Here is a 25,148-nt window from a genome sequence, read left to right as displayed (position 1 = left end):
GCTTGGCGCAACTGACATTTCTATCAGTTGTCACTGCCAGATGACTGAGTAATTCTGTTCTGGCAGCGGCATCGACGATGCCGATTTCCCAGGAGATGCATCATGGCTAATCAGGAAGTGACACTGGACGATGTAAAAGCGATCCTGAAAAAAATGGACGCGAATAATGACGGGAAAACGTCACTCAGCGAATTTACAGACTACATGACAAAACAAGACTTTACGGAAGCTGCCGTGGAAATGGTCGTGCGCTTCATCAATGTGAACAAAGACGACAACATCTCGGCGGAAGAATACCTAAACGCTCTTCGATTAAACATTTTTTAATAACACTGCGAAGCCCGCTCCCACAGAACCAGCATCCACCCGCCACTGTGGGAGCCGGCCTTGCCGGTGACGGGCTGCACCGCAGCCCTATTTCACCTGCCCCAGGTTCGCCTCACTCAGGTCCAGCTCCCCCAGCACCTCGCGCAACACATCATCGCCAATCTGATCGCGCCGCCGCAGGTTATACAGCTCCAACCGTTGCGCCTTGAGTGCGCGCAAACGCAAGCGACGCTCCAGCAGGTCCATCTGTTCGGCCAGTGCCTGGGCCTCTTCGCTATCGTTGAACACCTCCAACTGATGCCGATACTCGGCCATCAAGCGTGCTTTCAATTCAGTCGCCAAGGACGCCTGCGCCGCCACCTGAGCCGCATCCTGAGCGGGCGTCGGCTCCATCACCTCCTCGGCCTCCAGCGCCCGGATCGCCGCTTCGGCCGTCAGCTTCCAGGCCTGCTGCACCTCATGGCGCAAGGCATCGTCCGGGCTTTTCAGCACCCCGCGCAACAGCAACGGCAAGGTCAGGCACGCCGCCACCAGCGACAACAGAATCACTCCCGCCGCGATGAAGATCAGCAGATCCCGCTCGGGGAAATCCTTGCCCACGCCGATCAACAGCGGAATCGACATCACACCGGCCAGGGTCACCGCCCCGCGCACCCCGCCCACGGTCAGCAACCAGGCCGAGCGCGCATTCGGCAATAGCACCAGCTCACCCTTGCCGCGCCAGCGGCGCAGCACGCCGATCAGCCGCCAGATGCTCTGCACCCAGATAAAGCGCAAGGCCACCAGCACCAGGAAGATCGCCAGCACCTCCAGGCAACGCCAGGCCAGAGTCGGCCACAACGAGGCTTCGTGGCTGGTGACGGCTTTGATGATGTCCGGCAACTGCAAGCCCAGTAGCAGGAAGATCAGCCCATTGAAGGCAAACTCCAGCAGCGACCAGACGCTGCGGTTGAGAATCCGCGTGCTGGTCTGCCGCGGCAGCAGGTCGAGCCAGCTCTGCATCATCCCCGCCGCGACCGCCGAGAGAATGCCCGAGGCACCCAGGCGTTCGGCCAGAACGTAGGCAGCGAACGGCAGCAGCAACATGAACACCACATGGGTGGCCGGGTCGTCCCAGCCGCGGGCGATCATCCACGCCCGCAACCGCCCGACCAGCCAGCTCAGGGCCACGCCAATGGCCAGGCCGCCGAGCGCCACCAGGACAAAGGCCAGGCTGGCCTCAGCCAGCGAGAACACCCCGGTGATCGCCGCCGCCAGGGCGAACTTGAAGGTCACCAGGCCCGAGGCGTCGTTCATCAGCGCCTCCCCCTGCAGCATGCGCATGATCGGCGTTGGCAGGCGGTCCTGGGCAATCGCCGACACGGCCACGGCGTCGGTCGGCGACAGCACGGCAGCCAGGGCGAAGGCCACCGGCAGCGGAATGCTCGGCAAAATCCAGTGAATGAAGTAGCCGGCGCCAACCACGGTAAACAGCACCAGCCCGACCGCCATGGTCAGGATCGGCCCACGCATGCGCCACAGCTCGCGCTTGGGCATGCGCCAGCCATCGGAGAACAGCAGCGGCGGCAGAAACAGGAAGAGGAACAACTCGGGGTCGAGGGCCACGTGCAGCCCCAGGGTCGGCCAGGCCAGCAAGGCCCCGGCAGCGATCTGCACCAGCGGCAGGGGCAACGGGATCAGGCGCCCGAGCAGTTTCGAGACACTCACCAGCATCAGCAGAATGAGGACGGTATAGGCTGACTGCATACGGCGGGTTTCCTGTTCAATGTCGAAAGCGCGCAACGACAGCGCCCACCGGATGGCCAGAGCATTGCCATTGACGGCACATGTTAGCGGCTCTGGCGCCGAGCAGGCCGCTGCACAAAAGTCGCAGACCACCGGGGATTATGTAACACCATGCTACACAGATTCGCCCACACCGCACCGTCACATGCCTGCGCTACCCTGGCGCGTATGCCCCTCGGGTCGGCCGGGCTGCCACAACCGTGGCGCCGGGTCCGGGGATACCGCATAATCCAGCCCACCCATTCTTCGAGGAGTCTCGGGGCCGTTCTGGCAATGTCCGGCAGCCCTTAACGTTCAATGGCTTACACTCTTTACGGCATCAAAGCCTGTGACACGATGAAAAAGGCCCGGACCTGGCTTGAAGAGCAGGCCATTGGCTACGATTTCCACGACTACAAGGCCCAGGGCATCGACCGCGACAGCCTCAACCGCTGGTGCGACGAGCACGGCTGGCAGGTCATCCTGAACCGTGCCGGCACCACCTTCCGCAAACTCGACGACACCCAGAAGGCCGACCTCGACCAGGCCAAGGCCGTCGAGCTGATGCTGGCCCAGCCGTCGATGATCAAGCGTCCGGTACTCGACCTTGGCGACAAGACCCTGGTCGGCTTCAAGCCGGACCTGTACGCGGCAGCCCTGCGCTGAGCCCGACGAATTCACTCAATTTCGCAAGAGGTAACTGCATGTCCACTTCCCTGTTCAGCCTGGCCTTCGGTGTCGGCACCCAGAACCGCCAAGGCGCCTGGCTGGAAGTCTTCTACGCTCAGCCACTGCTCAAGCCGTCTGCCGAGCTGGTCGCCGCCATCGCGCCGATCCTCGGTTATGAAGGCGGCAACCAGGCCATCGCCTTCAGCAACGCGCAAGCCGCGCAGCTGGCCGACGCGGTCAAGGGCATCGATGCCGTACAGAACGCCCTGCTGACCCGCCTGGCCGAAAGCAACAAGCCGCTGGTGGTCACCCTGCTGGCCGAAGACGCCGCCCTGACCTCCACCCCGGAAGCCTACCTCAAGCTGCACCTGCTCTCGCACCGCCTGGTCAAGCCGCACGGCCTGAACCTGGCCGGGATCTTCCCGCTGCTGCCGAACGTGGCCTGGACCAGCCAGGGTGCAGTCGACCTGAACGAACTGGCCGGCCAGCAACTGGAAGCCCGCCTCAAAGGCGAGCTGCTGGAAGTGTTTTCGGTGGACAAGTTCCCGAAAATGACCGACTACGTCGTGCCAGCCGGCGTGCGTATCGCCGACAGCGCCCGTGTCCGCCTGGGCGCCTACATCGGCGAAGGCACCACGATCATGCACGAAGGCTTCGTCAACTTTAACGCCGGCACCGAAGGCCCAGGCATGATCGAAGGCCGCGTTTCCGCCGGCGTCTTCGTCGGCAAGGGTTCGGACCTGGGCGGCGGCTGCTCGACCATGGGCACCCTGTCCGGTGGCGGCAACATCGTGATCAAGGTCGGCGAAGGCTGCCTGATCGGCGCCAACGCCGGTATCGGTATCCCCCTGGGCGACCGCAACACCGTCGAGTCCGGCCTGTACGTGACCGCCGGCACCAAGGTGGCCCTGCTCGACGAGCAGAACCAACTGGTCAAAGTGGTCAAGGCGCGCGACCTGGCTGGCCAGCCAGACCTGCTGTTCCGCCGCAACTCGGTGACCGGCGCAGTGGAATGCAAAACCCACAAGTCGGCCATCGAGCTGAACGAAGCTCTGCACGCCCACAACTAAGTGGTACGATCGGGTCTGGCACATCGCCAGACCCGATACTCAGGTCCCGACATCATGTTCCAGCCCTCTCCGTGGCGCGCCGACTTTCCGGCCATCGCCGCTCTGCAACGCCAGCACCAGACCTACCTGGACAACGCTGCCACCACGCAAAAACCGCAAGCCCTGCTCGATGCCTTGAGCCACTATTACGGTCACGGTGCCGCCAATGTGCACCGCGCCCAGCATTTGCCCGGTGCGCTGGCCACCCAGGCCTTCGAAGCCACCCGCGAGAAGGTCGCCGGCTGGCTGAACGCCAGCGACGCCCAGCAGATCGTCTTCAGCCACGGTGCCACTTCGGCGCTGAACCTCCTGGCCTATGGCCTTGAACACCTGTTCGAAGCCGGCGAGGAAATCGCTGTCAGTGCCCTGGAGCACCACGCCAACCTGTTGCCCTGGCAGCAACTGGCCCAGCGCAAGGGCCTCAAGTTGGTGATCCTGCCGCTCGACGGTCGCGGACATATCGACCTCGACGCTGCCCTGCAACTGATCGGCCCGCGCACCCGCCTGCTGGCGGTCAGTCAGCTGTCCAACGTGCTCGGCACCTGGCAACCGCTGCACGCGCTGCTCGACCATGCCCGCGCCCAGGGCGCACTTAGCGTGGTCGACGGCGCCCAGGGCATCGTCCACGGCCGCCACGATGTGCACCAACTTGGCTGCGACTTCTACGTGTTTTCCAGCCACAAGCTGTACGGCCCGGACGGCCTCGGCGTGCTCTACGGCCGCAGCGAAGCGCTGGCCCGCCTGCGCCATTGGCAGTTCGGCGGCGAAATGGTCCAGCTGGCCGGTTACCAGCAAGCAAGCTTCCGCCCTGCCCCGCTCGGCTTCGAAGCCGGCACGCCGCCGATTGCCAGCGTGATCGGCCTGGGCGCCAGCCTCGACTACCTGGCCAGCCTCGACCCGTGCGCGCTGCTGGAACATGAAGCCGCGCTGCACCGCCATCTGCTGCGCGGCCTGCACGATCGCGACGGTATCCGCGTGCTCGGCGAACCGGAGCTGGCCCTGGCCAGCTTCGTGGTCGACGACGTGCACAACGCCGACCTCGCCCACCTGCTCACCGAACAGGGCATTGCCGTGCGGGCCGGCCATCACTGCGCCATGCCGCTGCTCGGCAGCCTCGGTCTGGACGGCGCGGTACGGGTATCGCTGGCGCTGTACAACGACTCGGACGACCTGCAGCGCTTCTTTGGCGCACTCGACCAAGCCCTGGAGCTGTTGCGATGAGCCTGCCGGACGGCGCCGCCGAGGCCCTCGATCAGTTCACCGGCAGCGCCGGCTGGGAACAACGTGCGCGCCTGCTGATGCAATGGGGCGAGCGCCTGGCGCCCTTGAGCGAAGCGGAAAAAACCGAGCCGCACCGGGTACACGGCTGCGAAAGCAAGGTCTGGTTGCTGGCCGAACAGCACGACGGCCGCTGGCAGTTCCGCGCCAGCAGCGACGCCCGCCTGCTACGCGGCCTGCTGGCGCTGTTGCTGGTGCGGGTCGAGGACCTGTCCAGCGCCGAGCTGTTGCAGCTCGACCTGGCAGCCTGGTTCGAGCAGCTCGGCCTTGGCCGGCAGCTCTCACCGTCGCGCAGCAACGGCCTGAATGCAGTACTGCAACGGATGGCTCAGCTCGCCGCCGGCGACTGAGGCTTCTGCCGTTCCGAAGGCCGGCGGGTGCCGGCCACCAGCTTGTCGACGGCCTTGGTGGCGGCGACCATGCCGAAGGTCGCCGTTACCATCATCACCGCGCCAAACCCGCCGGCACAGTCCAGCTTCACCCCCTCGCCGACAAAACGCTTCTGCAGGCACACCCCGCCATCCGGCTTCGGATAGCGCAGCTGCTCGGTGGAATACACGCAGGGCACGCCGTAGTTACGGGTAACGGTGCGCGAGAAGTTGTAGTCGCGACGCAGGGTCGAACGCACCCGCGAAGCCAGCGGGTCGTTGACCGTGCGGTTGAGGTCGACCACCTGGATCTGCGTCGGGTCGATCTGCCCGCCGGCACCGCCGGTGGTGATGATGCCGATCTTGCGGCGCTTGCACCAGGCGATCAGCGCGGCCTTGGCCATCACGCTGTCGATGCAGTCGATGACGAAGTCGAGGTCTTCGCTGATGTACTCGGCCATGGTCTCGCGGGTAACGAAATCGCTTACCGCATGCACCGTGCAATCCGGGTTGATCGCGCGCAGGCGCTCGGCGGTCACTTCGACCTTGGCCCGGCCGACATTACCTTCCAGCGCGTGCAACTGACGATTGGTGTTGCTCACGCAGACGTCGTCGAGGTCGAACAACGAGATTTCGCCAACCCCGCTGCGAGCAATGGCTTCAGCCGCCCACGAGCCGACACCGCCGATCCCGACGATGGCCACATGGGCCGCGCGCAAGCGCTGCAGGCCTTCCTGGCCATACAACCGGGCAACGCCGGCAAAGCGTGGATCTTCTGTACTCATGACGCAACCCTAAAAAACCGGCGCGCATTATAGGCCGCTCGGCGCCCGATGACAGCACGTAACAGACCGCGCGCGGTCTATCCACATTAGTAATGGCCGTTGTAATCCTGCTTTAATGTCCCGAGCAACCCTTTCGGAACCCGAAACGTCTATGTCATCGCGTAAATTTGGTATCAACCTGGTGATAGTCATGGCAATTGCCGCGCTATTCACCGGGTTCTGGGCGCTCATCAACCGCCCGGTCTCCGCCCCCAACTGGCCGGAACAGATCTCCGGTTTCTCCTATTCGCCGTTCCGCCTCGGCGAGAGCCCACAAAAGGGCCAGTACCCAACCGAGGACGAGATCCGCCAGGACCTCGAGCAGTTGAGCAAACTGACCGACAGCATCCGCATCTATACCGTCGAAGGCACCCAGGCGGAGATTCCAAGGCTGGCCGAAGAGTTCGGCCTGCGCGTCACCCTGGGCGTGTGGATCAGCCCCGACCAGGAGCGCAACGAGCGCGAAATCCAGAAAGCCATCGAACTGGCCAACACCTCGCGCAGCGTGGTGCGGGTGATGGTCGGTAACGAAGCGCTGTTCCGCAAGGAAATCACCCCCGAGGCGCTGATCCAGTACCTCGACCGCGTGCGCGCGGCGGTCAAGGTGCCGGTCACCACCAGTGAGCAGTGGCACATCTGGAAGGAACACCCGGAACTGGGCAAGCACGTCGACCTGATCGCCGCGCACATCCTGCCGTACTGGGAGTTCATCCCGATGAAGGATGCCGGGCAGTTCGTGCTCGACCGCGCCCGCGACATGAAACACCTGTTCCCGCGTAAACCGCTGCTGCTGTCCGAGGTCGGCTGGCCGAGCAACGGCCGCATGCGCGGCGGTGCCGACGCCACCCAGGCGGACCAGGCAATCTACCTGCGCACGCTGGTCAACAAGCTCAACCGCCAGGGCTACAACTACTTCGTGATCGAAGCCTACGACCAGCCGTGGAAGGCCAGCGACGAAGGCTCGGTGGGCGCTTACTGGGGCGTGTTCAACGCGGCCCGGCAGCAGAAGTTCAACTTCGAAGGCCCGGTGGTGGCGATCCCGCAATGGCGGGTGCTGGCAGTCGGCTCGGTGGTGCTGGCGATGCTCTCGCTGACCCTGCTGCTGATCGACGGCTCGGCGCTGCGTCAGCGCGGGCGGACCTTCCTGACCTTCACCGCGTTCCTCTGCGGTTCGGTGCTGGTCTGGATCGGCTACGACTACAGCCAGCAATACAGCACCTGGTTCAGCCTGACCGTGGGCTTTTTGCTCGCCCTCGGTGCACTCGGGGTGTTCATCGTCTTGCTTACCGAGGCCCACGAACTGGCCGAGGCGGTGTGGACGCACAAGCGTCGACGGCTGTTCCTGCCGGTACAGGCCGACAGCGCCTACCGACCGAAAGTCTCGGTGCATGTGCCGTGCTACAACGAGCCGCCGGAGATGGTCAAACAGACCCTCAACGCCCTAGCTGCCCTGGATTATCCGGACTACGAAGTCCTGATCATCGACAACAACACCAAGGACCCGGCCGTCTGGGAGCCGATCAAGGCGCATTGCGAGATGCTCGGCGAGCGCTTCAAGTTCTTCCACGTCTCGCCCCTGGCCGGTTTCAAGGGCGGCGCGCTGAACTACCTGATTCCGCACACGGCCAAGGATGCCGAGGTGATTGCGGTGATCGACTCGGACTACTGCGTCGACCGCAACTGGCTCAAGCACATGGTGCCGCACTTCGCCGACCCGAAAATCGCCGTGGTGCAGTCGCCGCAGGATTACCGCGACCAGCACGAAAGCACCTTCAAGAAGCTCTGCTACTCGGAGTACAAGGGCTTCTTCCATATCGGCATGGTTACCCGCAACGACCGCGACGCGATCATCCAGCACGGCACCATGACCATGACCCGCCGTTCGGTGCTCGAAGAGCTGGGCTGGGCCGACTGGTGTATCTGCGAAGACGCCGAGCTGGGCCTGCGGGTATTCGAGAAAGGTTACTCGGCGGCCTACTCGCATGAGAGCTACGGCAAGGGCCTGATGCCCGATACCTTCATCGACTTCAAGAAGCAGCGCTTCCGCTGGGCCTATGGCGCGATCCAGATCATCAAGCGGCATGCCGCCAGCCTGTTGCGCGGCAAGGATTCGGAGCTGACCCGTGGCCAGCGCTACCACTTCCTGGCCGGCTGGCTGCCGTGGATTGCCGATGGCATGAACATCTTCTTCACCGTCGGTGCGCTGTTGTGGTCGGCGGCGATGATCATCGTGCCGCAGCGGGTCGACCCGCCGCTGCTGATCTTCGCCATCCCGCCACTGGCGCTGTTCGTGTTCAAGGTCGGCAAGATCGTCTTCCTCTACCGGCGCGCGGTGGGGGTGAACATGAAGGACGCGTTTGCCGCGGCGCTGGCCGGGCTGGCGCTGTCGCACACGATTGCCAAGGCCGTGCTGTACGGCTTCTTCACCAGCAGCATTCCGTTCTTCCGCACCCCGAAGAATGCCGACAGCCACGGCGTGCTGGTGGCCCTGTCGGAAGCGCGGGAGGAGCTGTTCATCATGCTGCTGCTGTGGGGCGCTGCGGCCGGGATCTACCTGGTACAGGGTCTGCCGAGCAACGACATGCGCTTCTGGGTGGCCATGCTGCTGGTGCAGTCGTTGCCGTACCTGGCGGCGCTGGTGATGGCACTGCTGTCGTCGCTGCCCAAGCCTCAGCCGGCACCTGAAGAGACACCTGCCGCCTGAGCCCCGTTGCAGGCAAGCTGGCCCCTGTAGCTGGCTTGCCTGCGAGCGAGTGCGAAGCGCTCGTAAAAGCTGCAACCACGTTGTTTCTGGCACTGCCAATTGGCTGTTTTTGCTGCTGCTTCGCAGCAGATCGCAGGCAAGCCAGCGCCTACAGGGTACTTTTTGCTATAAGATAACGCCCCCTCACCCGTACCCCAGCCTTGTCCCCCGGAGTCTTTCATGACGGCCCCAGCCGACCTCTCGCCTACCCTTGAACTGGCCTGCGACCTGATCCGCCGCCCTTCGGTGACCCCGCTCGACTTCGACTGCCAGAAACAGATGATGCAGCGCCTGGGCGATGCTGGCTTCAGCCTCGAACCGATGCGCATCGAAGACGTCGACAACTTCTGGGCCACCCACGGTACCCAGGACGGTCCGGTACTGTGCTTCGCCGGGCACACCGACGTGGTGCCCACCGGCCCGGTGCACGCCTGGCAGAACGACCCGTTCGACGCGCTGATCGACGCCGACGGCATGCTCTGCGGGCGTGGTGCCGCCGACATGAAAGGCAGTCTGGCGGCCATGGTGGTCGCCACCGAGCGCTTCGTCGCCGACTACCCGCACCACAAGGGCAAGGTCGCCTTCCTGATCACCAGCGACGAAGAAGGCCCGGCCCACCACGGCACCAAGGCCGTGGTCGAACGCCTGGCAGCGCGCAAGGAGCGCCTGGACTGGTGCATCGTCGGTGAGCCGTCGAGCACCACCCTGGTCGGCGATGTGGTCAAGAACGGCCGCCGCGGCTCGCTCGGCGCCAAGCTGACGGTTCGCGGCAAGCAAGGCCACGTGGCCTACCCGCACCTGGCGAAAAACCCGATCCACCTGGCCGCGCCGGCCCTGGCGGAGCTGGCAGCCGAACACTGGGACGAAGGCAATGCGTTCTTCCCGCCCACCAGCTTCCAGATCTCCAACCTGAACGCCGGCACCGGCGCCACCAACGTGGTACCCGGCGAGCTGACCGCGCTGTTCAACTTCCGCTTCTCCACCGAATCCACCGTCGAAGGCCTGCAAGCCCGCGTCGCGGCGATCCTCGACAAGCACCAGTTGGACTGGAGCATCGACTGGGCGCTGTCCGGCCTGCCGTTCCTGACCGAGCCGGGCGCCCTGCTGGACGCCGTCTCGGCCAGCATCAAAGCCGTCACCGGCCGCGAAACCCAGGCCTCGACCAGTGGTGGCACCTCGGACGGGCGCTTCATCGCCACCCTCGGCACCCAGGTCGTCGAGCTGGGCCCGGTGAACGCGACCATTCACCAGGTCAACGAGCGGATCCTGGCCAGCGACCTCGACGTGCTGACCGAGATCTACTACCAGACCCTGACCCGGCTGCTTGCCTGATGCTCATCTGCCCGATCTGCAGCGCCGCGCTGAGCGCGGCCGATAACGGTGTCGCCTGCCTCGCCGGGCACCGTTTCGACCGTGCCCGCCAGGGTTACCTGAACCTGCTGCCAGTGCAACACAAGAACAGCCGCGACCCCGGCGACAACCAGGCCATGGTCGAGGCCCGCCGCGACTTCCTCAATGCCGGGCATTATGCCCCGGTGGCCCGGCGCCTGGCGGAACTGGCGGCCGAGCGCGCGCCGGGCCGCTGGCTCGACATTGGCTGCGGCGAGGGTTACTACACCGCGCAGATCGCCGAGGCCCTGCCGCAGGCCGACGGCTATGCCCTGGACATCTCCCGCGAGGCGGTCAAGCGTGCCTGCCGGCGCAACCCGGCACTGAGCTGGCTGGTGGCGAGCATGGCCCGCGTGCCGCTGGCCGACGCCAGTTGCCAGTTCCTCGCCAGCGTCTTCAGCCCGCTCGACTGGCAGGAAGCCAAGCGCCTGCTCAGCACCGGCGGCGGCCTGATGCGCGTCGGACCGACCAGCGGCCATCTGATGGAACTGCGCGAGCAGCTCTACGACGAAGTGCGCGACTACGCCGACGACAAACACCTGGCCCTGGTCCCGGCGGGCATGCTCCACGCGCACAGCGAAACCCTGAGCTTCGCCCTGAGCCTGGCCTCCCCGGTCGACCGCGCCAACCTGCTGGCGATGACCCCGCACGGCTGGCGCGCCAGTGCGGAAAAACGCAGGTGCGTCATCGAACAGGCGGAGCCTTTCGAGGTGACCGTATCGATGCGTTACGATTATTTTGTGCTGCAAGACTGAGCCGCACCTGGAGAACCCCATGCGCCAACCCGATATCGAGATCTACCTGAAGGACGCCGACGTCGATCATAAGCAGATCGCCACCTGGCTCGGTGCCGCCCTCGGTCCGTGCAGCGAATGGACACAGAAGGGCCAGACCTGGAAGTGCCTTGCCGGCGGCATTGCTGTTACCTGGTTACCGAAAGCTGTAGGGAAATGGAACAGCCTGTACCTGGAAAGTGACAAGACCCCGTGGGACGACGACATCGCCTGCGCCCGCGCGGCCTTTGCTGCGCTCAACGTCGAAGTGCGTTGCGCACCAGGCACCTGGGTCGAGGAAGAAGGTGAAGACGATGCCGATCGCTGGATCCGCATCAGCGCCGACGGTGAGGAAGAAATCACCTGGCGTACGCACTAAGCCGCTGCAAGCTACAAGGAGGTTGCTAGCTTCAAACTGCAAGAGCGCACGGTCTTCTTGCAGCTTGAAGCTTCAAGCTTGCAGCTTTAGAGCCCTACAACGTCTTCAGCCTGCAGGCCTTTTTGGCCCTGGGTGAGGTTGTATTCGACCTGTTGCCCTTCGATCAGGGTGCGATGCCCCTCACCGCGGATCGCGCGGTAGTGAACGAAGACATCCGCCCCGCCTTCACGTTGAATGAAGCCATAACCTTTGGCGTCATTGAACCACTTAACACTTCCAGTCTCACGAGACGACATCTGAACTACTCCGGGTTTTTATTTTGGAATCGCCTTGTTCACGCAGGGCACTCCGGCCCTCCGTTTACGCCGCTTGCCGAATACGCCTGCAAGTGGCGGACCGAGTATAAGACAGCCAGGAAATATTTTTTATGACCGGGCCGGTTTTTGCTGAACTTGCGCGGATACGGCACACTAACCTACCGAGCAAGTACTCGAATTTATTATCCAGAGCACACACTGTATGACCCGTTCACCTCTGCGCCGCCTGATTTTCGGCGGCCTGCGCCGCCTGTTGTACCTGTGGGTTCGCTCCGAGACCATTAACCAGTCGTCCTTCACCCTGAACCTGGACCGTAGCCGGCCGGTGTTCTACGCCCTGCAATCGCCGTCGCTCACCGACCTGGCAGTCCTCGACCGTGAGTGCACCAAGGCAGGGCTGCCACGTCCGGTACTGCCCGTTTCCGTCGGCACACTGATGGAGCCGGCCGCGTTCTTCTACCTGACCCCCGAACCCGACTGGTTCGGCCGCCAGGACAAGCGCGGCGCACCGCCAAGCCTGGCGCGGCTGGTCAACGCAGTCAGCCAGCACCCGGAGCAGGATGCGCAGATCATCCCCGTGAGCGTGTTCTGGGGCCAGTCGCCAGCCAGCGAATCGAGCCCGTGGAAGCTGCTGTTTGCCGACAGTTGGGCGGTCACCGGGCGCCTGCGTCGGCTGCTGACCATCCTGATGCTGGGGCGCAAGACCCGCGTGCAGTTCTCGGCGCCGATTCACCTGCGCGAGCTGGTCGATCACAACAAGGGGCATGAACGCACCGTGCGCATGGCCCAGCGCCTGCTGCGGGTACACTTTCGCAACCTGAAAACCGCCGTGATCGGCCCGGACATCTCGCACCGACGCAACCTGGTCAAGGGCCTGGTCCACGACCCACTGGTGCGCCAGGCGATTGCCGACGAGGCCGAACGCGAGAAGATCCCGCTGGCCAAGGCCGAAGCCACCGCGCTGCGCTATGGCAACGAGATCGCCTCGGACTACACCTACACCGCCATCCGCTTCCTCGAAGTGGTGCTGAGCTGGTTCTGGAACAAGATCTACGACGGCATCAAGGTCAACCACATCGAGCACGTGCAGGCCATCGCCCCCGGGCACGAGGTGATCTATGTGCCGTGCCACCGCAGCCACATCGATTACCTGCTGCTGTCCTACCTGCTGTTCCGCAACGGCCTGACCCCGCCGCACATCGCCGCCGGGATCAACCTCAACATGCCGGTGATCGGCGGCCTGCTGCGCCGTGGCGGGGCGTTTTTCATGCGCCGCACGTTCAAGGGCAACCCGCTGTACACCGCGGTGTTCAACGAATACCTGCACACGCTGTTCACCAAGGGTTTCCCGGTGGAGTACTTCGTCGAGGGCGGGCGTTCGCGCACCGGGCGCATGCTGCAACCGAAAACCGGCATGCTCGCGATCACCCTGCGCAGCTACCTGCGCTCCTCGCGTACGCCGATCGTCTTCGTGCCGGTGTACATCGGCTATGAGCGCGTGCTCGAAGGCCGTACCTACCTCGGCGAACTGCGCGGCGCCAGCAAGAAGAAGGAGTCGATCTTCGACATCTTCAAGGTCATCGGTGCGCTCAAGCAGCGCTTCGGCCAGGTCGCGGTGAACTTCGGCGAGCCGATCCGTCTCGGCCAGTTCCTCGACCAGCAGCAACCTGGCTGGCGCGAGCAGGAGCATGGCGCGCAGTACCGCCCGGCCTGGCTCAACGAAACCACCTCGCGCCTGGGCGAAAAGGTGGCCCAGCACCTCAACGAGGCGGCCGCGATCAACCCGGTCAACCTGGTGGCCCTGGCGCTGCTCTCGACCACCCGCCTGGCCCTCGACGAACGCGCCCTGGCGCGGGTGCTGAACCTGTACCTGGCGCTGCTGCGCAAGGTGCCGTACTCGCCGCACACCACCCTGCCCGAGGGCGACGGCCTGGCGCTGATCAGCCACGTGCGCGGCATGGACCTGCTCGCCGAGCAACAGGACGCCCTCGGGCGGATCCTCTACCTGGACGAGCAGAATGCGGTCCTGATGACCTATTACCGCAACAACGTCCTGCACATCTTCGCCCTGCCGGCGTTGCTGGCGAGCTTCTTCCAGAGCAGCTCGCGGATGAGCCGCGAACAGATCCTGCAATACACCCGCGCGCTGTACCCGTACCTGCAATCGGAGCTGTTCCTGCGTTGGGCGCCGGAAGACCTCGACGGGGTCATCGACCAGTGGCTGGAGGCCTTCGTCGAACAAGGCCTGCTGCGTTTCGAGAACGGCGTGTACCTGCGCCCGGCACCGAGCTCGCGGCAGTTCGTGCTGCTGACCCTGCTGGCCCGCGCCATTACCCAGACCCTGCAGCGTTTCTACATGGCCACTGCCTTGCTGCTCAACAGCGGCCAGCACACGCTGAGCGCCGAAGAGCTGGAAGACCTCTGCGTGGTCATGGCCCAGCGCCTGTCGATCCTGCATGGGCTGAATGCACCGGAATTCTTCGACAAGAGCCTGTTCCGTCATTTCATCCAGACCCAGATCGAGCAGGGCGTCCTGCGCCCGGATGCGGCCGGCAAGCTCGGCTACCATGAAAAGCTCAGCGAGCTGGCCGAAGGCGCGGCCAAGCGCGTGCTCTCGGCGGAGGTGCGCCTGTCGATCCGGCAGGTGGCGCTGCACCGCAACGACGAGCATGGCGATACGCCCGCATAGGCCATACTGGCCTTTACCCACTACCCACTGCTCATGTGAAAACGGGCGTCGTCCTGGCGGCGCTCGTGTTAAGGAGAACGTAATGAAGAAATTGACCCTGGCCATTTGCGGTTCCGTGCTGGGCGCCCTGCTGGCTGCCTGCACCACCGCTGCTCCGCCCAAGGCCAGCCTCGACGGTGAAGTGTTCTACCTGCAACGCATTGCCCTGCCGCCGTCGGCGACGCTCAGCGTAAGCCTGCAGGACGTCTCGCTGATGGACGCCCCGGCGGTGACCCTGGCCAGCCAGAACGGCCCGGTCAAAGGCCAGGTGCCGCTGGCCTTCCACCTTGCCTACGACCCGGCGCAAATCAAGCCGGGCCACCGTTATGCGGTGAGCGCGCGCATCGAGCTGGACGGCAAACTGCTGTTCATCAACACCGAACACCACGGTGTACAGCTCGATGGCAGCGATGTTCAACCGCTGCGGATCAAGGTCGACGCCGTTCGTTGATTGTTTGCCTTCACTCCCGATAAGGAAGCTGCCATGTTTCGTCCCGCTCTAACCTTCACCGGCCTGTGTGCCGGCCTGCTGCTGTCGGCCAGCGCCCTGGCACTGTCGCTCAGCGATTTGTCGCAAAAAGATGCCACCGGCGGTTTGAAAGACGCGCTGACCCAAGGCGCGCAAATTGCCGTTAAGCAATTGGGTGTGCCAGGTGGTTTCAGTGCCAACCCGGATGTGCGGATCGAGTTGCCAGGTAACCTCGGCAAGGCGGCCAAGGCCATGAAGAAGTTCGGCATGGGCGCTCAGGTCGAGCAGCTTGAAGCCAGCATGAACCAGGCGGCGGAGGCGGCAGTGCCGCAGGCGCAGGCGTTGCTGGTGGATGCGGTGAAAAAGATGACGGTGGAAGATGCCAAGGGCATTCTCAGCGGCGGCAACGAGTCGGCGACGGCGTACCTGAGCAAGTCCAGCCGTGAGCAGATTCGGGCGAAGTTCCTGCCGATCGTCAAGCAGGCCACCGACAAGGTCGGCCTGGCCCAGCAGTACAACAGCTTTGCCGGTCAAGCGGCGAGCCTCGGGGTGCTGGATGCGAAGAATGCCAACGTCGAGGGTTACGTGACCGAGCAGGCGCTCAATGGCCTGTTCGAGATGATCGGCAAGCAGGAAGCGGCAATTCGCGAGAACCCGGCTGCGGCAGCTACCAGCCTGGCCAAGAAGGTATTTGGCGCACTGTAAACGCCTGATGACGCCTCGCGGGGCTTGTCCCGCGAGGCGTCCGGCAAACCCTGCGCAATGTAATCATTGATGCTATGGCATCGCCGGCGGGGGCAGTGCATCGCGGATCCGGGCACTCTCGATATCCATCTGCATTTGCAGCCGGGTATTTCGCTGGGCAAGCGTGAGATTCGTTCCTGCTTTTAGCCGTGAGAACGTGTCCACACCGAAAACCCCATCGAAGAAGATCTCGGACTTGTAGTTTTTCGAAGCGGCGTGAAACGAAGCAAAGTCCGTTATGTCGAACGGCTGATCCGCCGCCAGCTTAACCAGCTCGTGGGGCGGAATGGACGGCAGGGATCGCGGATAATTGTTGACCTGCGGGCCGGTGAGGAATGGATAAACTCTCTCGCTCGGCACCAGCTTTCTGGCAGAAGAAGAAAGCGCCGGGAAATCATTACGCAGTTCCTCGAACTGTGTGCCCTGCAACTTCTGTGCACTCTGCACTTTCAAAGAAGCTGGCTCATTGAGCTTGCGCCATCTGACTTCCTGTTTTTTTACCTTGCCTGAACCTGACTTTTTTATTGTTCTAGAAACAATTTCCCTAAGGTACTTGCCAACAAATTTGCCAACCGGCGAGTGCCCTGACGGGTCAGCGTAATTGACCGGATCGCCGCGCCCATACGCATAGGCATTCATCCCCCCCTTGCCAAAGGGGCTCCAGCTGTCCGGGCTGTTGAAGCGCATAAGCATCGGATTGAAACACCGGTAGCCATTACCCAGCGGATAATGGCCAGTTACCGGGTCGGGCTGCTCGCCGTTGAAACCCGCGCGACTGAACAGTGGGCCGGGCACGCCATACGGGGAAAAGACCTGTGGATACAGGCCGGTTTTCGTCAGCAACACCGTCGGCGTACCGTGCGTGACGGCGGCCAGCAAGGCTGTATCCAGACGTTCGCCATATTGCTCGCGGTGCGCCAGGGTCAGCCCTTCGCCATGGAAAAAGCGACGCTGCCGCCCCGCTTCTAACTCAGTGCCCAAGCGCGCATCCTGATAGAACTTCAGCAGTGGCGAGTTCAAGGGCAACGTTTGTTCTGCCACGCGATCGATCGAATCATAGGTGTAGGAACAGAATCGTTTGCTCATGCTGGCTCACCTCATGGCGACGGGGTTTGCCAAGCACTGTATCGAGCTGATCGGATAGCGCTACTGGCATAAATGACAGGTCACGCGCCTGCCGACCTCATTGCGCAATGAGGCCGGCAAACCCATCTCACTCTTTCTTCACCCTGAACCAGGCCGCATACAGCGCCGGCAAGAACAGCAGCGTCAGCGCCGTCGCCACGATCAAGCCGCCCATGATCGCCACCGCCATTGGCCCGAAGAACACACTGCGCGACAGCGGAATCATTGCCAGCACCGCCGCCAACGCAGTCAGCACGATCGGCCGGAAGCGCCGTACCGTGGCCTCGATGATCGCCTGCCAACGGTCCAGCCCGGCGGCGATATCCTGCTCGATCTGATCGACCAGGATCACCGAGTTGCGCATGATCATCCCCGACAGAGCAATCGTCCCCAGCATCGCCACAAAGCCGAATGGCTGGCGGAACACCAGCAGGAACAAAGTCACCCCGATCAACCCCAGCGGCGCCGTGAGGAACACCATCACCGTGCGCGAGAAGCTGCGCAACTGCAGCATCAGCAAGGTCAGCACCACCACGATGAACAGTGGCACCCCGGCATTCACCGACTTCTGTCCGCGCGTGGCATCCTCCACCGTCCCGCCCACCTCCAGCAGGTAACCCTCCGGCAACTCGGCACGCACCGGCTCCAGCGTCGGCAGGATCTGCTGCACCAGGGTCGCCGGTTGCTCCTTGCCGTAGATGTCCGCACGCACGGTCACGTTCGGCAGACGGTTGCGGTGCCAGATAATGCCTTCCTCGAAGCCATATTCCAGTGTCGCGATCTGCGCCAAGGCCACGCTCTGGCCATTGTCAGTCGGCACCGCCAGGCTCGGCAGCGCCGACAGCTCGGTGCGCTCCTTCGGCGTGCCACGCAGGAGGATCTCGATCAGTTCGTTGTCCTCGCGGTACTGGCTGACACTCGACCCGGTCAGCGAGCTTTGCAGGAAGCTCGACAGGTTCGCCGTACTTACCCCAAGGGCTCGTGCGCGCTCCTGGTCGATATTCAAGTAGACCACCTTGCTCGGCTCTTCCCAGTCCAGGTGCACGTTGGCCACATGCGGGTTCTCGCGCACCTTGGCGGCGACCTTGCGCGCCAACGCCCGCACCTGCTCGATGTGCTCGCCGGTGACCCGGAACTGCACCGGGTAGCCGACCGGCGGGCCGTTCTCCAGACGCGTGACCCGCGAGCGCAGCGTGGGGAACTGCTCGTTGAGCGTGCCGATCAGCCAACTGCGCAGCGCTTCGCGCTCCTCGATGCTCTTGGCCAGCACCACGAACTGGGCAAAGCTCGCCGCCGGCAACTGCTGGTCCAGCGGCAGGTAGAAACGCGGTGAACCGGTGCCGACGTATGCCACATAGTTGTCGATGCCGGCGCGCTCCTTGAGCAGTGCTTCGAGGCGCTTGACCTGCTCGGCGGTGTTGCTCAGCGACGCACCTTCGGCCAGCTTCAGGTCGACCATCAGTTCCAGCCGTCCGGAGGCCGGGAAGAACTGCTGCGGCACAAAGCGGAACAGCGCGATGCTGCCGATGAACAGCGCCAGGGTCAGCACGATCACGGTCTTGCGTCGCTCCACGCACCAGCCCACCAGACGCCGCACGCGCTGGTAGAACGGCGTGCTGTAAGGGTCCGGCGCACCGTCGTGGCTGCCGTGCTTTTGCGCGTGCAGCTTGGCCAGGTCGGGTAGCAGCCGCTCGCCCAGGTACGGCACGAACACCACCGCGGCAATCCACGAGGCGAGCAAGGCGATGGTCACCACCTGGAAGATCGAGCGGGTGTACTCACCGGTACCCGACTGCGCAGTGGCAATCGGCAGGAAGCCGGCCGCAGTAATCAGGGTACCGGTGAGCATCGGGAAGGCCGTGCTGGTCCAGGCGTAGCTGGCCGCCTTGAAGCGGTCGAAACCCTGCTCCATCTTGATCGCCATCATTTCCACGGCAATGATCGCGTCGTCCACCAGCAGGCCCAGCGCCAGTACCAGGGCACCGAGGGAAATCTTGTGCAGGCCGATGCCCAGGTAATACATGGTGGCGAAGGTCATCGCCAGCACCAGCGGAATCGCCAGGGCGACCACCAGCCCGGTGCGCATGCCCAGCGAGAAGAAACTCACCAGCAGGACGATAGCCAGCGCCTCGACCAGCACCTGGACGAACTCGCCGACACCGGTCTTCACCGCGGCCGGCTGGTCGGACACCTTGCGCAGTTCCATGCCCGCTGGCAGGTTATGCCCGACCCGGGCGAACTCGGTCTCCAGGGCCTTGCCCAGCACCAGGATGTCGCCGCCCGGCTTCATAGACACGGCCAGGCCGATGGCATCTTCGCCCATGAAGCGCATGCGCGGTGCCGGTGGATCGTTGAAGCCACGGTACACCTTGGCCACATCGCCGATGTGGAAGGTACGGTCGCCAACCCGGATCGGGAACTGCTCGATCTGCTCGACCGTTTCGAAGCGCCCGCTCACCCGCAGTTGCAGGCGTTCGCTGGGGGTTTCGAAGAAGCCTGCGGTGCTCACCGCGTTCTGCTCTTCCAGGGCCTTCTGGACTGCGGCCAGGGGCAGGCCGAGGGTCGCCAGCTTGAGGTTGGACAGCTCGATCCAGATCTTTTCGTCCTGCAGGCCGATCAGCTCGACCTTGCCGACATCCTTGACCCGCTGCAACTGGATCTGGATGCGGTCGGCGTAGTCCTTGAGCACCGCGTAATCGAAGCCGGCGCCGGTCAGCGCATAGATATTGCCGAAGGTAGTGCCGAACTCGTCATTGAAGAATGGCCCCTGAACCCCCGGCGGTAGGGTGTGGCGGATGTCCGCGACCTTCTTGCGGATCTGGTACCAGAGCTCGGGAATGTCCTTGGAATGCAGCGAATCGCGGGCCATGAAGGTGACCTGGGATTCACCCGGCCGGGAAAACGAGACGATCCGTTCGTACTCGCCGGTCTCCATCAGCTTTTTTTCGATGCGCTCGGTGACCTGCCGCGAGACTTCCTCGGCACTGGCGCCCGGCCAGTTCACGCGGATAACCATGGCCTTGAAGGTGAATGGCGGGTCTTCGCTCTGGCCCAGTTTGGTGTAGGACAGTGCGCCGACCACGGCCAGCAGGATCATCAGGAACAGTACGATCTGGCGATTGCGCAGCGCCCAGGCGGAAAGGTTGAAACCCATCGGGACTTACTCCTTGTTAGCCGCCAGATTCACCACGCGATTGGACTGGTCCACCGGCCGTACCTGTTCGCCTTCGTGCAGCACATGGCCGCCAGCAGCCACTACCCAGTCCGACGCATTCAGCCCTTCGAGTACCGGCACGGTTTTTTCGCCGTAGGCACCCACCCGCACCGGGGTGCGCTTGAGGGTGTTGTTGGCATCGACCCGCCAGACGTAGGTCTGGCCGTTCTCGGCGCTGAGCGCCGACAGCGGCACCGCCAGGGGCACCTGCTCGGCGTGGGCAATGAACACCCGCGCGCTTTGCCCCAGCTCCGCCGGCACCTTGCCAGCGTTGAAGGCAATGCGCGCTGCGAAGGTGCGCGAGCGCGGGTCGGCGGCCGGCGACAGTTCGCGGATGCGCCCGGCGAAGCGCGCATCGGGCTGCGACCACAGCTCGACCTGCACCGGCTGGCCGACCTTGAAGCGACCGAAGTTCTGCTCTGGCAGGCTGATCAGCACTTCGCGCTCGCCGTCGGTGGCCACGGTGAACACCGTCTGCCCGGCGGCGACCACCTGGCCGACTTCCACCTGGCGCTTGGCCACGACACCGTCCTGGGTGGCCCGCAGCACCGCGTATTCGGTCTGGTTGCCGGCCACGTCGAACTCGGCGCGCACCTGCTTGAGGCGCGCGAGGCCGGCGCGATAGAGGTTCTCGGCGTTGTCGTAGGCGGAGTGGCTGACCATCTGCTTGTCGAGCAGGGTCTTGTAGCGATCGCGTTCGGCCTTCACCAGGCTCAGGTTGGCTTCGGCAGCGGCCACCTGGGCACGGCTGGCCTCCAGTTGCAGACGCACGTCTTGCGGGTCCAGCTCGGCCAGGGCCTGGTTGGCCTTGACCCGCTGCCCCTCCTCGACCAGCCGCCGGCTGACTTTGCCGCCGATACGGAACGCCAGCTCCGGCTCGAAGCGCGCACGCACCTCGCCGGGGTAGCTGTCGACGGCGGCGGTAGCCGGTTGCGGCTGCACCACCATGGCCGGGCGGATGGCGACGGGGGCGGCGCTTTCCTGCCCGCAGGCAGTCAGCAACAGGCCCAGGGTGAGGGGCAAAGCGAGGGGCAAGGCATGGCGCAACATGATGAATGACCTTTCGCGAATGGCACTTCGAATATTTATACTGATGGGTATATTAAATCAGCGAAGCGGTGGCGGGAAGACGGGCGATGAGAAGGGTTCTTGGCCTGATGGGAAACGGGAGGATCGCAGCGAGGGAGAACGGCGGGCCGACCAATTCATGGGGAGATTTTTCTCACGCTCGGAAAGCTCCGACATACAGGGGGGGTGGGTTTCAGTAAGGTCCAGGGTGCCATGGAGGCATCCCTGAAACCTTAAAAGGAAAGCTCCCTATGACCCGTATTGTCAGCCAAACCACCTGTCCCCGCGCCCGTCGGCGCACTCACTGGCTGCTGTCGTCGATCGTGGCTTCGCTGCTGCTGTCGGCCCAGGCCTCGGCCTGTACGAACATCAGGAATACCTACAGTGGATCGACCCAGGTAGCCGATACCACAGCGTATGGCCCATTCACAATAGGCTCGACATGTTTGAATACGCTGATCGAACTAACTGTCAAGGCGTCGGGCGCAGGATCGCCACCCGATATGTATATCGATCAGTTAGCTGAAGGACACTGGAAAAGGGTAGCAGGCCCAACCAACACCGCCACCTCTTACTACAAAGTCGGTGAGCTCGGCACTTACCGAATTCGTCAACGTGGCAGTTCGAACGCTGCATCGCTCTATACCGGTACCGTCACCTACGGCCACTGATAACCAAATGCCCCGCCGCGCGGCACCGCGGCGGGTGCCATTCAAGTTACGCTGTCTCCCTGACAGACAGATCACTTCGCGTCGACTTCGAAAAATAGGCCATCGCGTTAAGGACCTGATTGGTTTTTTTCGAAATATTCAATACATCTCCACAGGTTGTAGGATCATCACTCAAGCTTTCCATCGTCCCCTGCAGGTCCTCATAAAACAGCGCAATCGCATTGAATTTTTCATCCATGTGCGTCTGATGACCATTGATATCGAACGCACCTCTACCGCTCGCGAGCATCCCGCGCACGTGGTCGTCAATGAGTCCATTTTCATAGAGACGATCTCCAATGTTCCTCAAGTCATTTGTACTGACATTAGTGAAGTCGTACGCACTCAAATACTCTTTCAAATCATTGATCCTCTGACTGTCCACAAGCCGGAGTGTTAGCGCAGCATCATCCTTGCTCTGATCTGTATAACTGAACTCGTTGCTCACCATATTCGGGTTCTGAATGACATTGCCATCCCACTGTTTGGTGAGGGTGGCTCTTACATAGTCAGCCGTTATCATTAGTTGTGCTCCATTCTATATACAGTACGAGATCCAACGTATGAGGCTTACGCAGCGCATTTATTCGCTGGTGCGCTGCGGAAGCTTTTGCGATGTAATCACTACCGTCTCTAGAAAAATGTGACGCGCTTCAACTAACCAGCCTGCTCGGAAACCTCCTACAAAAAACTGTAGAACGATTGCAGCGTCTTCCCCCCCTTCGACCATCCTGTAATGACCTCATGCAGCCTGGCGCTTGGTGAAGCACGGCGGGCTGATCTGTCCGACACCGAGTCTCCCCCACGCTGCCCCATGGGTGTACCCTATACCCCATTACCAACCACCCCTGATCCCATGCCCAACGATCCTGCTGTTTCCACTGGCCCCGGCCGGCCAAAGGATCTGGCCAAGCGCCAGGCCATCCTCGACGCCGCCAAGGCCCTGTTCCTGACCCATGGCTATGCCAGCACCAGCATGGATGCAGTCGCGACAGCGGCCGGTGTTTCAAAGCTCACGGTCTACAGCCACTTCACCGACAAGGAGACGCTGTTCACCGCCGCCGTGTCGGCCACCTGCACCGCGCAGTTACCAGAGCTGATCTTCGAGTTGCCCGATGGCGTACCGCTGGAACAGGTGCTGCTGAACATCGGCCTGGGCTTCCAGGCGCTGATCAGCAACGACCAGTCGGTGAAACTGACCCGGCTGATCATGACCCTCGGCAGCCAGGACCCCAAGCTCAGCCAGATTTTCTTCGAAGCGGGCCCGTTGCGGGTCCTGCGCGAAATGGAAACCCTGCTGACCCGGGTTGACCAGCACGGCCTGCTGCGTATCGAACAGCCGGCGAAAGCCGCCGAGCATTTCTTCTGCCTGCTCAAGGGCGCGCCGAACTATCGCCTGCTGCTCGGCTACGCGCCCGCGCTGGACGCCGAAGCCGCCGAGGCCCATGTGCGCGAGGTGGTCGCCATGTTCCTCAGCGCCTACCGCCGCTGATCAGGCCTTCAGGGCCTTTTTCGGGTAGATGTCGTAGCGGCTCGACTTGCCTTCGAGGCTGTGGCTGGGCTTGGGCCCATCGATAATCGGCGCCTTGCGCGGGCGCTTGACCACCACCCGGTGGCTGGCCAGTGCCAGCGCCGCTTCGAGCAGCGCCGGGGCGTCGAGGTCATCGCCCACCAGCGGGCGGAACACGCGCATTTCCTTCTTCACCAGCGCACTCTTGTCGCGGTGCGGGAACATCGGGTCGAGGTAGATCACCTGCGGCGCCTCGCCGTCCCAGTGGCGCATGCGCTCGATCGAATTGCCGCTGAGCAGGTGCATGCGGGCCACGATCGGGCCCACCTCGGCATCGCGGGCCGCCCGCGCCAGGCCGTCTTCAAGCAGCGCGGCAACCAGCGGTTGGCGCTCGATCAACTGCATCTCGCAGCCCAGGCTGGCCAGTACAAAGGCGTCTTTGCCGAGCCCGGCCGTGGCATCCAGCACCCGTGGCCGCACGCCCTGGGCGATGCCCACAGCCTTGGCGATCATCTGCCCGCTGCCGCCGCCGAACACTCGCCGATGCGCTGCCGCGCCTTCGACAAAGTCGACCCGCACCGGCCCCGGCGCCTGCGGCCCGAGCTGCTGGATCTGCAAACCGTCGGCCCCCAGTTGCACGGCAAAGGCCGCCGTCTCGTCCTGCAACGGCAGGCCCAGGCGCACCGCCCAGTGCTCGGCCTGTGCCTGAAAATCGGCAGTCAGCGCCTCGATCCGAATTCCGCCTTGCGCCTCTTGTTCCACCATGGCTGTCCACGCTCAAAAAAATTAAATGATCGTCGGCGGCTGCCGATAACCGAAGTGATCGCCATTTTGCCAGACCCGGACAGCATTCGACGGTTATGACTGACATTCTTCAACTCTCCACCGGTTACCTGTCGCCTGTCGGCGACTTCAGCCGGCACAACGTGCAGACCCACGGCGGCGCCAGCCACCTGTGGCAGGCGTTCTACGCCCAGGCGTTGGCGGAGCAGCAAGGCGAAGCCGTAGCGTCCGAGATGATGTTCCCGGCACTGGCCGACGTTGCCCCCAGCGGGGAACCGATCGGTGGCAGCCAGGCCCTGGCGCAGATCCACCACCAGCGCGTCTGCGAGGTGCACGACACCGAAGTCGCGCCACCCGAGCCACTGTTCCTGCCAATCGCCGAGTTCGAGCTGGAACTGCTGGACAAACCGGCCCCGCCGTTCAGCGCCGCCGAACTGATCGAGCAACAACGCCAACTGGACATCAGCAACACCTGGGTGCGCCCAGTGGTGATGAACCAGGGCCAGCCGCTGCCAACGCCGGGGGCCGCGCCCACCCCGTATGCGCTGCACTTGCCGATTGCCGAGTTCGAAACCGACCTGCTCGACCCCAAGCCGGAGCCGTTCGACCAGCAGACCCTGGTCAAGCAGCAGACCGCGCTGGAGTTCGACCTGCAATGGGCGCGCCCGGTGGTCCTGAACAACGTACGCATCGCCGCCTGACGGCAGAACTGGCCAGAAACCCCTGCCCGCTTGAGATGATTTCGACACTGCGCAGCCCTGACGCGAACAGCTCGTCGGCGCCGACTTCGGCATAGGCTTCGGCGGGCAGGGTTTGCACATCCATGGTCAGCGCAGCAGGGCATCTGGCAACACGCG

Annotated in this window: 23 protein-coding genes; 15 read left to right on the top strand and 8 right to left on the bottom strand. The window is 63.5% G+C overall.

Annotated features, from left to right (window positions below; translation table 11 throughout):
• Positions 1-102 precede the first annotated feature (102 nt).
• Positions 103-327, top strand: coding sequence for an EF-hand domain-containing protein (locus DCO48_RS05355; protein ID WP_116549581.1), 225 nt, complete (start codon positions 103-105; stop codon positions 325-327).
• An 87-nt stretch (positions 328-414) separates the two neighbouring features.
• Here the strand turns inward: DCO48_RS05355 and DCO48_RS05350 are convergent, their stop codons facing one another.
• Complete coding sequence (locus DCO48_RS05350; protein ID WP_116549580.1) at positions 415-2,073, bottom strand: Na+/H+ antiporter; 1,659 nt, start codon at positions 2,071-2,073, stop codon at positions 415-417.
• 336 nt (positions 2,074-2,409) lie between these two features.
• Here DCO48_RS05350 and DCO48_RS05345 point away from each other — a divergent pair, with 336 nt between their 5' ends.
• Genes DCO48_RS05345 through DCO48_RS05330 form a run of 4 tightly spaced genes read left to right on the top strand, consistent with a single transcriptional unit; the run spans position 2,410 to position 5,497 of the window.
• Positions 2,410-2,757, top strand: a complete 348-nt coding sequence (locus DCO48_RS05345; protein WP_116549579.1) for an ArsC family reductase — start codon at positions 2,410-2,412, stop codon at positions 2,755-2,757.
• Between the two features lie 38 nt (positions 2,758-2,795).
• Complete coding sequence (gene dapD, locus DCO48_RS05340; RefSeq protein WP_116549578.1) at positions 2,796-3,830, top strand: 2,3,4,5-tetrahydropyridine-2,6-dicarboxylate N-succinyltransferase; 1,035 nt, start codon at positions 2,796-2,798, stop codon at positions 3,828-3,830.
• A gap of 54 nt (positions 3,831-3,884) precedes the next feature.
• Positions 3,885-5,090 (top strand): aminotransferase class V-fold PLP-dependent enzyme, encoded by a 1,206-nt coding sequence (locus tag DCO48_RS05335; RefSeq protein WP_116549577.1) that lies wholly within the window; start codon positions 3,885-3,887, stop codon positions 5,088-5,090.
• Positions 5,087-5,497: a SufE family protein gene (locus DCO48_RS05330; protein WP_116549576.1), complete on the top strand. Its 411-nt coding sequence runs from the start codon at positions 5,087-5,089 to the stop codon at positions 5,495-5,497. The genes DCO48_RS05335 and DCO48_RS05330 overlap by 4 nt, the downstream gene beginning before the upstream one ends.
• Here the strand turns inward: DCO48_RS05330 and tcdA are convergent.
• Positions 5,476-6,300, bottom strand: coding sequence for a tRNA cyclic N6-threonylcarbamoyladenosine(37) synthase TcdA (gene tcdA, locus DCO48_RS05325; RefSeq protein WP_116549575.1), 825 nt, complete (start codon positions 6,298-6,300; stop codon positions 5,476-5,478). The two genes, DCO48_RS05330 and tcdA, sit on opposite strands and share 22 nt — an antisense overlap.
• A gap of 151 nt (positions 6,301-6,451) precedes the next feature.
• On the opposite strand from tcdA, the gene DCO48_RS05320 reads away from it, so the two are divergent.
• The 4 genes from DCO48_RS05320 (at position 6,452) to DCO48_RS05305 (ending at position 11,623) form a co-directional block, all read left to right on the top strand.
• Positions 6,452-9,043 carry a glycosyltransferase gene (locus tag DCO48_RS05320; protein WP_116549574.1) on the top strand — a complete coding sequence of 864 codons (2,592 nt, stop codon included), beginning with the start codon at positions 6,452-6,454 and terminating at the stop codon, positions 9,041-9,043.
• 219 nt (positions 9,044-9,262) lie between these two features.
• Complete coding sequence (gene dapE / locus DCO48_RS05315) at positions 9,263-10,414, top strand: succinyl-diaminopimelate desuccinylase (RefSeq protein WP_116549573.1); 1,152 nt, start codon at positions 9,263-9,265, stop codon at positions 10,412-10,414.
• Positions 10,414-11,226 carry a putative RNA methyltransferase gene (locus DCO48_RS05310; protein ID WP_116549572.1) on the top strand — a complete coding sequence of 271 codons (813 nt, stop codon included), beginning with the start codon at positions 10,414-10,416 and terminating at the stop codon, positions 11,224-11,226. Before dapE ends, DCO48_RS05310 begins: the two co-directional genes overlap by 1 nt.
• Before the next feature lie 19 nt (positions 11,227-11,245).
• Positions 11,246-11,623, top strand: a complete 378-nt coding sequence (locus DCO48_RS05305; RefSeq protein WP_116549571.1) for a hypothetical protein — start codon at positions 11,246-11,248, stop codon at positions 11,621-11,623.
• Positions 11,624-11,709: 86 nt separating this feature from the next.
• Here the strand turns inward: DCO48_RS05305 and DCO48_RS05300 are convergent, their stop codons facing one another.
• Positions 11,710-11,919 (bottom strand): cold-shock protein, encoded by a 210-nt coding sequence (locus DCO48_RS05300; RefSeq protein ID WP_116549570.1) that lies wholly within the window; start codon positions 11,917-11,919, stop codon positions 11,710-11,712.
• Between the two features lie 223 nt (positions 11,920-12,142).
• Between DCO48_RS05300 and plsB the strand changes: the two genes are divergently transcribed.
• The 3 genes from plsB (at position 12,143) to DCO48_RS05285 (ending at position 15,842) form a co-directional block, all read left to right on the top strand.
• Positions 12,143-14,629: a glycerol-3-phosphate 1-O-acyltransferase PlsB gene (gene plsB, locus DCO48_RS05295; RefSeq protein WP_116549569.1), complete on the top strand. Its 2,487-nt coding sequence runs from the start codon at positions 12,143-12,145 to the stop codon at positions 14,627-14,629.
• 82 nt (positions 14,630-14,711) lie between these two features.
• Positions 14,712-15,119, top strand: coding sequence for a YbaY family lipoprotein (locus DCO48_RS05290; protein ID WP_116549568.1), 408 nt, complete (start codon positions 14,712-14,714; stop codon positions 15,117-15,119).
• 33 nt (positions 15,120-15,152) lie between these two features.
• Positions 15,153-15,842 (top strand): DUF4197 domain-containing protein, encoded by a 690-nt coding sequence (locus tag DCO48_RS05285; RefSeq protein ID WP_116549567.1) that lies wholly within the window; start codon positions 15,153-15,155, stop codon positions 15,840-15,842.
• A gap of 72 nt (positions 15,843-15,914) precedes the next feature.
• Here DCO48_RS05285 and DCO48_RS22915 read toward each other — a convergent pair whose 3' ends face one another.
• From DCO48_RS22915 to DCO48_RS05270, 3 genes are all read right to left on the bottom strand, one after another.
• A complete protein-coding gene (locus DCO48_RS22915) occupies positions 15,915-16,967 on the bottom strand; it encodes an RHS repeat-associated core domain-containing protein (RefSeq protein ID WP_256583971.1) in 1,053 nt (350 codons plus the stop codon).
• Between the two features lie 127 nt (positions 16,968-17,094).
• Positions 17,095-20,160: an efflux RND transporter permease subunit gene (locus DCO48_RS05275; protein ID WP_116549566.1), complete on the bottom strand. Its 3,066-nt coding sequence runs from the start codon at positions 20,158-20,160 to the stop codon at positions 17,095-17,097.
• 6 nt (positions 20,161-20,166) lie between these two features.
• A complete protein-coding gene (locus tag DCO48_RS05270; protein WP_116549565.1) occupies positions 20,167-21,270 on the bottom strand; it encodes an efflux RND transporter periplasmic adaptor subunit in 1,104 nt (367 codons plus the stop codon).
• A 269-nt stretch (positions 21,271-21,539) separates the two neighbouring features.
• Between DCO48_RS05270 and DCO48_RS22555 the strand changes: the two genes are divergently transcribed.
• A complete protein-coding gene (locus tag DCO48_RS22555) occupies positions 21,540-21,959 on the top strand; it encodes a hypothetical protein (protein ID WP_133247590.1) in 420 nt (139 codons plus the stop codon).
• 46 nt (positions 21,960-22,005) lie between these two features.
• On the opposite strand, the gene DCO48_RS05265 is transcribed toward DCO48_RS22555, so the two are convergent.
• Positions 22,006-22,521 (bottom strand): hypothetical protein, encoded by a 516-nt coding sequence (locus DCO48_RS05265; protein ID WP_116549564.1) that lies wholly within the window; start codon positions 22,519-22,521, stop codon positions 22,006-22,008.
• Between the two features lie 333 nt (positions 22,522-22,854).
• On the opposite strand from DCO48_RS05265, the gene DCO48_RS05260 reads away from it, so the two are divergent.
• Complete coding sequence (locus DCO48_RS05260; protein WP_116549563.1) at positions 22,855-23,490, top strand: TetR/AcrR family transcriptional regulator; 636 nt, start codon at positions 22,855-22,857, stop codon at positions 23,488-23,490.
• Here DCO48_RS05260 and DCO48_RS05255 read toward each other — a convergent pair whose 3' ends face one another.
• Positions 23,491-24,273 carry a class I SAM-dependent methyltransferase gene (locus DCO48_RS05255; RefSeq protein WP_116549562.1) on the bottom strand — a complete coding sequence of 261 codons (783 nt, stop codon included), beginning with the start codon at positions 24,271-24,273 and terminating at the stop codon, positions 23,491-23,493.
• Positions 24,274-24,368: 95 nt separating this feature from the next.
• On the opposite strand from DCO48_RS05255, the gene DCO48_RS05250 reads away from it, so the two are divergent.
• Complete coding sequence (locus DCO48_RS05250) at positions 24,369-24,992, top strand: energy transducer TonB (protein ID WP_116549561.1); 624 nt, start codon at positions 24,369-24,371, stop codon at positions 24,990-24,992.
• Positions 24,993-25,148 lie beyond the last annotated feature (156 nt).

The organism is Pseudomonas sp. SDI (genome assembly GCF_003105155.1).
GTDB lineage: Bacteria > Pseudomonadota > Gammaproteobacteria > Pseudomonadales > Pseudomonadaceae > Aquipseudomonas.
The sequence above is the reverse complement of the archived record's forward strand: the minus strand, read 5'-3'. Positions and strand labels throughout refer to the sequence as shown.

Excerpts from the sequence above, each read along its gene's own strand:
- DCO48_RS05355 (WP_116549581.1), top strand. The coding sequence starts at position 103 with ATGGCTAATCAGGAAGTGACACTGGACGATGTAAAAGCGATCCTGAAA.
- DCO48_RS05350 (WP_116549580.1), bottom strand. The coding sequence starts at position 2,073 with ATGCAGTCAGCCTATACCGTCCTCATTCTGCTGATGCTGGTGAGTGTC.
- DCO48_RS05345 (WP_116549579.1), top strand. The coding sequence starts at position 2,410 with ATGGCTTACACTCTTTACGGCATCAAAGCCTGTGACACGATGAAAAAG.
- dapD (WP_116549578.1), top strand. The coding sequence starts at position 2,796 with ATGTCCACTTCCCTGTTCAGCCTGGCCTTCGGTGTCGGCACCCAGAAC.
- DCO48_RS05335 (WP_116549577.1), top strand. The coding sequence starts at position 3,885 with ATGTTCCAGCCCTCTCCGTGGCGCGCCGACTTTCCGGCCATCGCCGCT.
- DCO48_RS05330 (WP_116549576.1), top strand. The coding sequence starts at position 5,087 with ATGAGCCTGCCGGACGGCGCCGCCGAGGCCCTCGATCAGTTCACCGGC.
- tcdA (WP_116549575.1), bottom strand. The coding sequence starts at position 6,300 with ATGAGTACAGAAGATCCACGCTTTGCCGGCGTTGCCCGGTTGTATGGC.
- DCO48_RS05320 (WP_116549574.1), top strand. The coding sequence starts at position 6,452 with ATGTCATCGCGTAAATTTGGTATCAACCTGGTGATAGTCATGGCAATT.
- dapE (WP_116549573.1), top strand. The coding sequence starts at position 9,263 with ATGACGGCCCCAGCCGACCTCTCGCCTACCCTTGAACTGGCCTGCGAC.
- DCO48_RS05310 (WP_116549572.1), top strand. The coding sequence starts at position 10,414 with ATGCTCATCTGCCCGATCTGCAGCGCCGCGCTGAGCGCGGCCGATAAC.
- DCO48_RS05305 (WP_116549571.1), top strand. The coding sequence starts at position 11,246 with ATGCGCCAACCCGATATCGAGATCTACCTGAAGGACGCCGACGTCGAT.
- DCO48_RS05300 (WP_116549570.1), bottom strand. The coding sequence starts at position 11,919 with ATGTCGTCTCGTGAGACTGGAAGTGTTAAGTGGTTCAATGACGCCAAA.
- plsB (WP_116549569.1), top strand. The coding sequence starts at position 12,143 with ATGACCCGTTCACCTCTGCGCCGCCTGATTTTCGGCGGCCTGCGCCGC.
- DCO48_RS05290 (WP_116549568.1), top strand. The coding sequence starts at position 14,712 with ATGAAGAAATTGACCCTGGCCATTTGCGGTTCCGTGCTGGGCGCCCTG.
- DCO48_RS05285 (WP_116549567.1), top strand. The coding sequence starts at position 15,153 with ATGTTTCGTCCCGCTCTAACCTTCACCGGCCTGTGTGCCGGCCTGCTG.
- DCO48_RS22915 (WP_256583971.1), bottom strand. The coding sequence starts at position 16,967 with ATGAGCAAACGATTCTGTTCCTACACCTATGATTCGATCGATCGCGTG.
- DCO48_RS05275 (WP_116549566.1), bottom strand. The coding sequence starts at position 20,160 with ATGGGTTTCAACCTTTCCGCCTGGGCGCTGCGCAATCGCCAGATCGTA.
- DCO48_RS05270 (WP_116549565.1), bottom strand. The coding sequence starts at position 21,270 with ATGTTGCGCCATGCCTTGCCCCTCGCTTTGCCCCTCACCCTGGGCCTG.
- DCO48_RS22555 (WP_133247590.1), top strand. The coding sequence starts at position 21,540 with ATGACCCGTATTGTCAGCCAAACCACCTGTCCCCGCGCCCGTCGGCGC.
- DCO48_RS05265 (WP_116549564.1), bottom strand. The coding sequence starts at position 22,521 with ATGATAACGGCTGACTATGTAAGAGCCACCCTCACCAAACAGTGGGAT.
- DCO48_RS05260 (WP_116549563.1), top strand. The coding sequence starts at position 22,855 with ATGCCCAACGATCCTGCTGTTTCCACTGGCCCCGGCCGGCCAAAGGAT.
- DCO48_RS05255 (WP_116549562.1), bottom strand. The coding sequence starts at position 24,273 with ATGGTGGAACAAGAGGCGCAAGGCGGAATTCGGATCGAGGCGCTGACT.
- DCO48_RS05250 (WP_116549561.1), top strand. The coding sequence starts at position 24,369 with ATGACTGACATTCTTCAACTCTCCACCGGTTACCTGTCGCCTGTCGGC.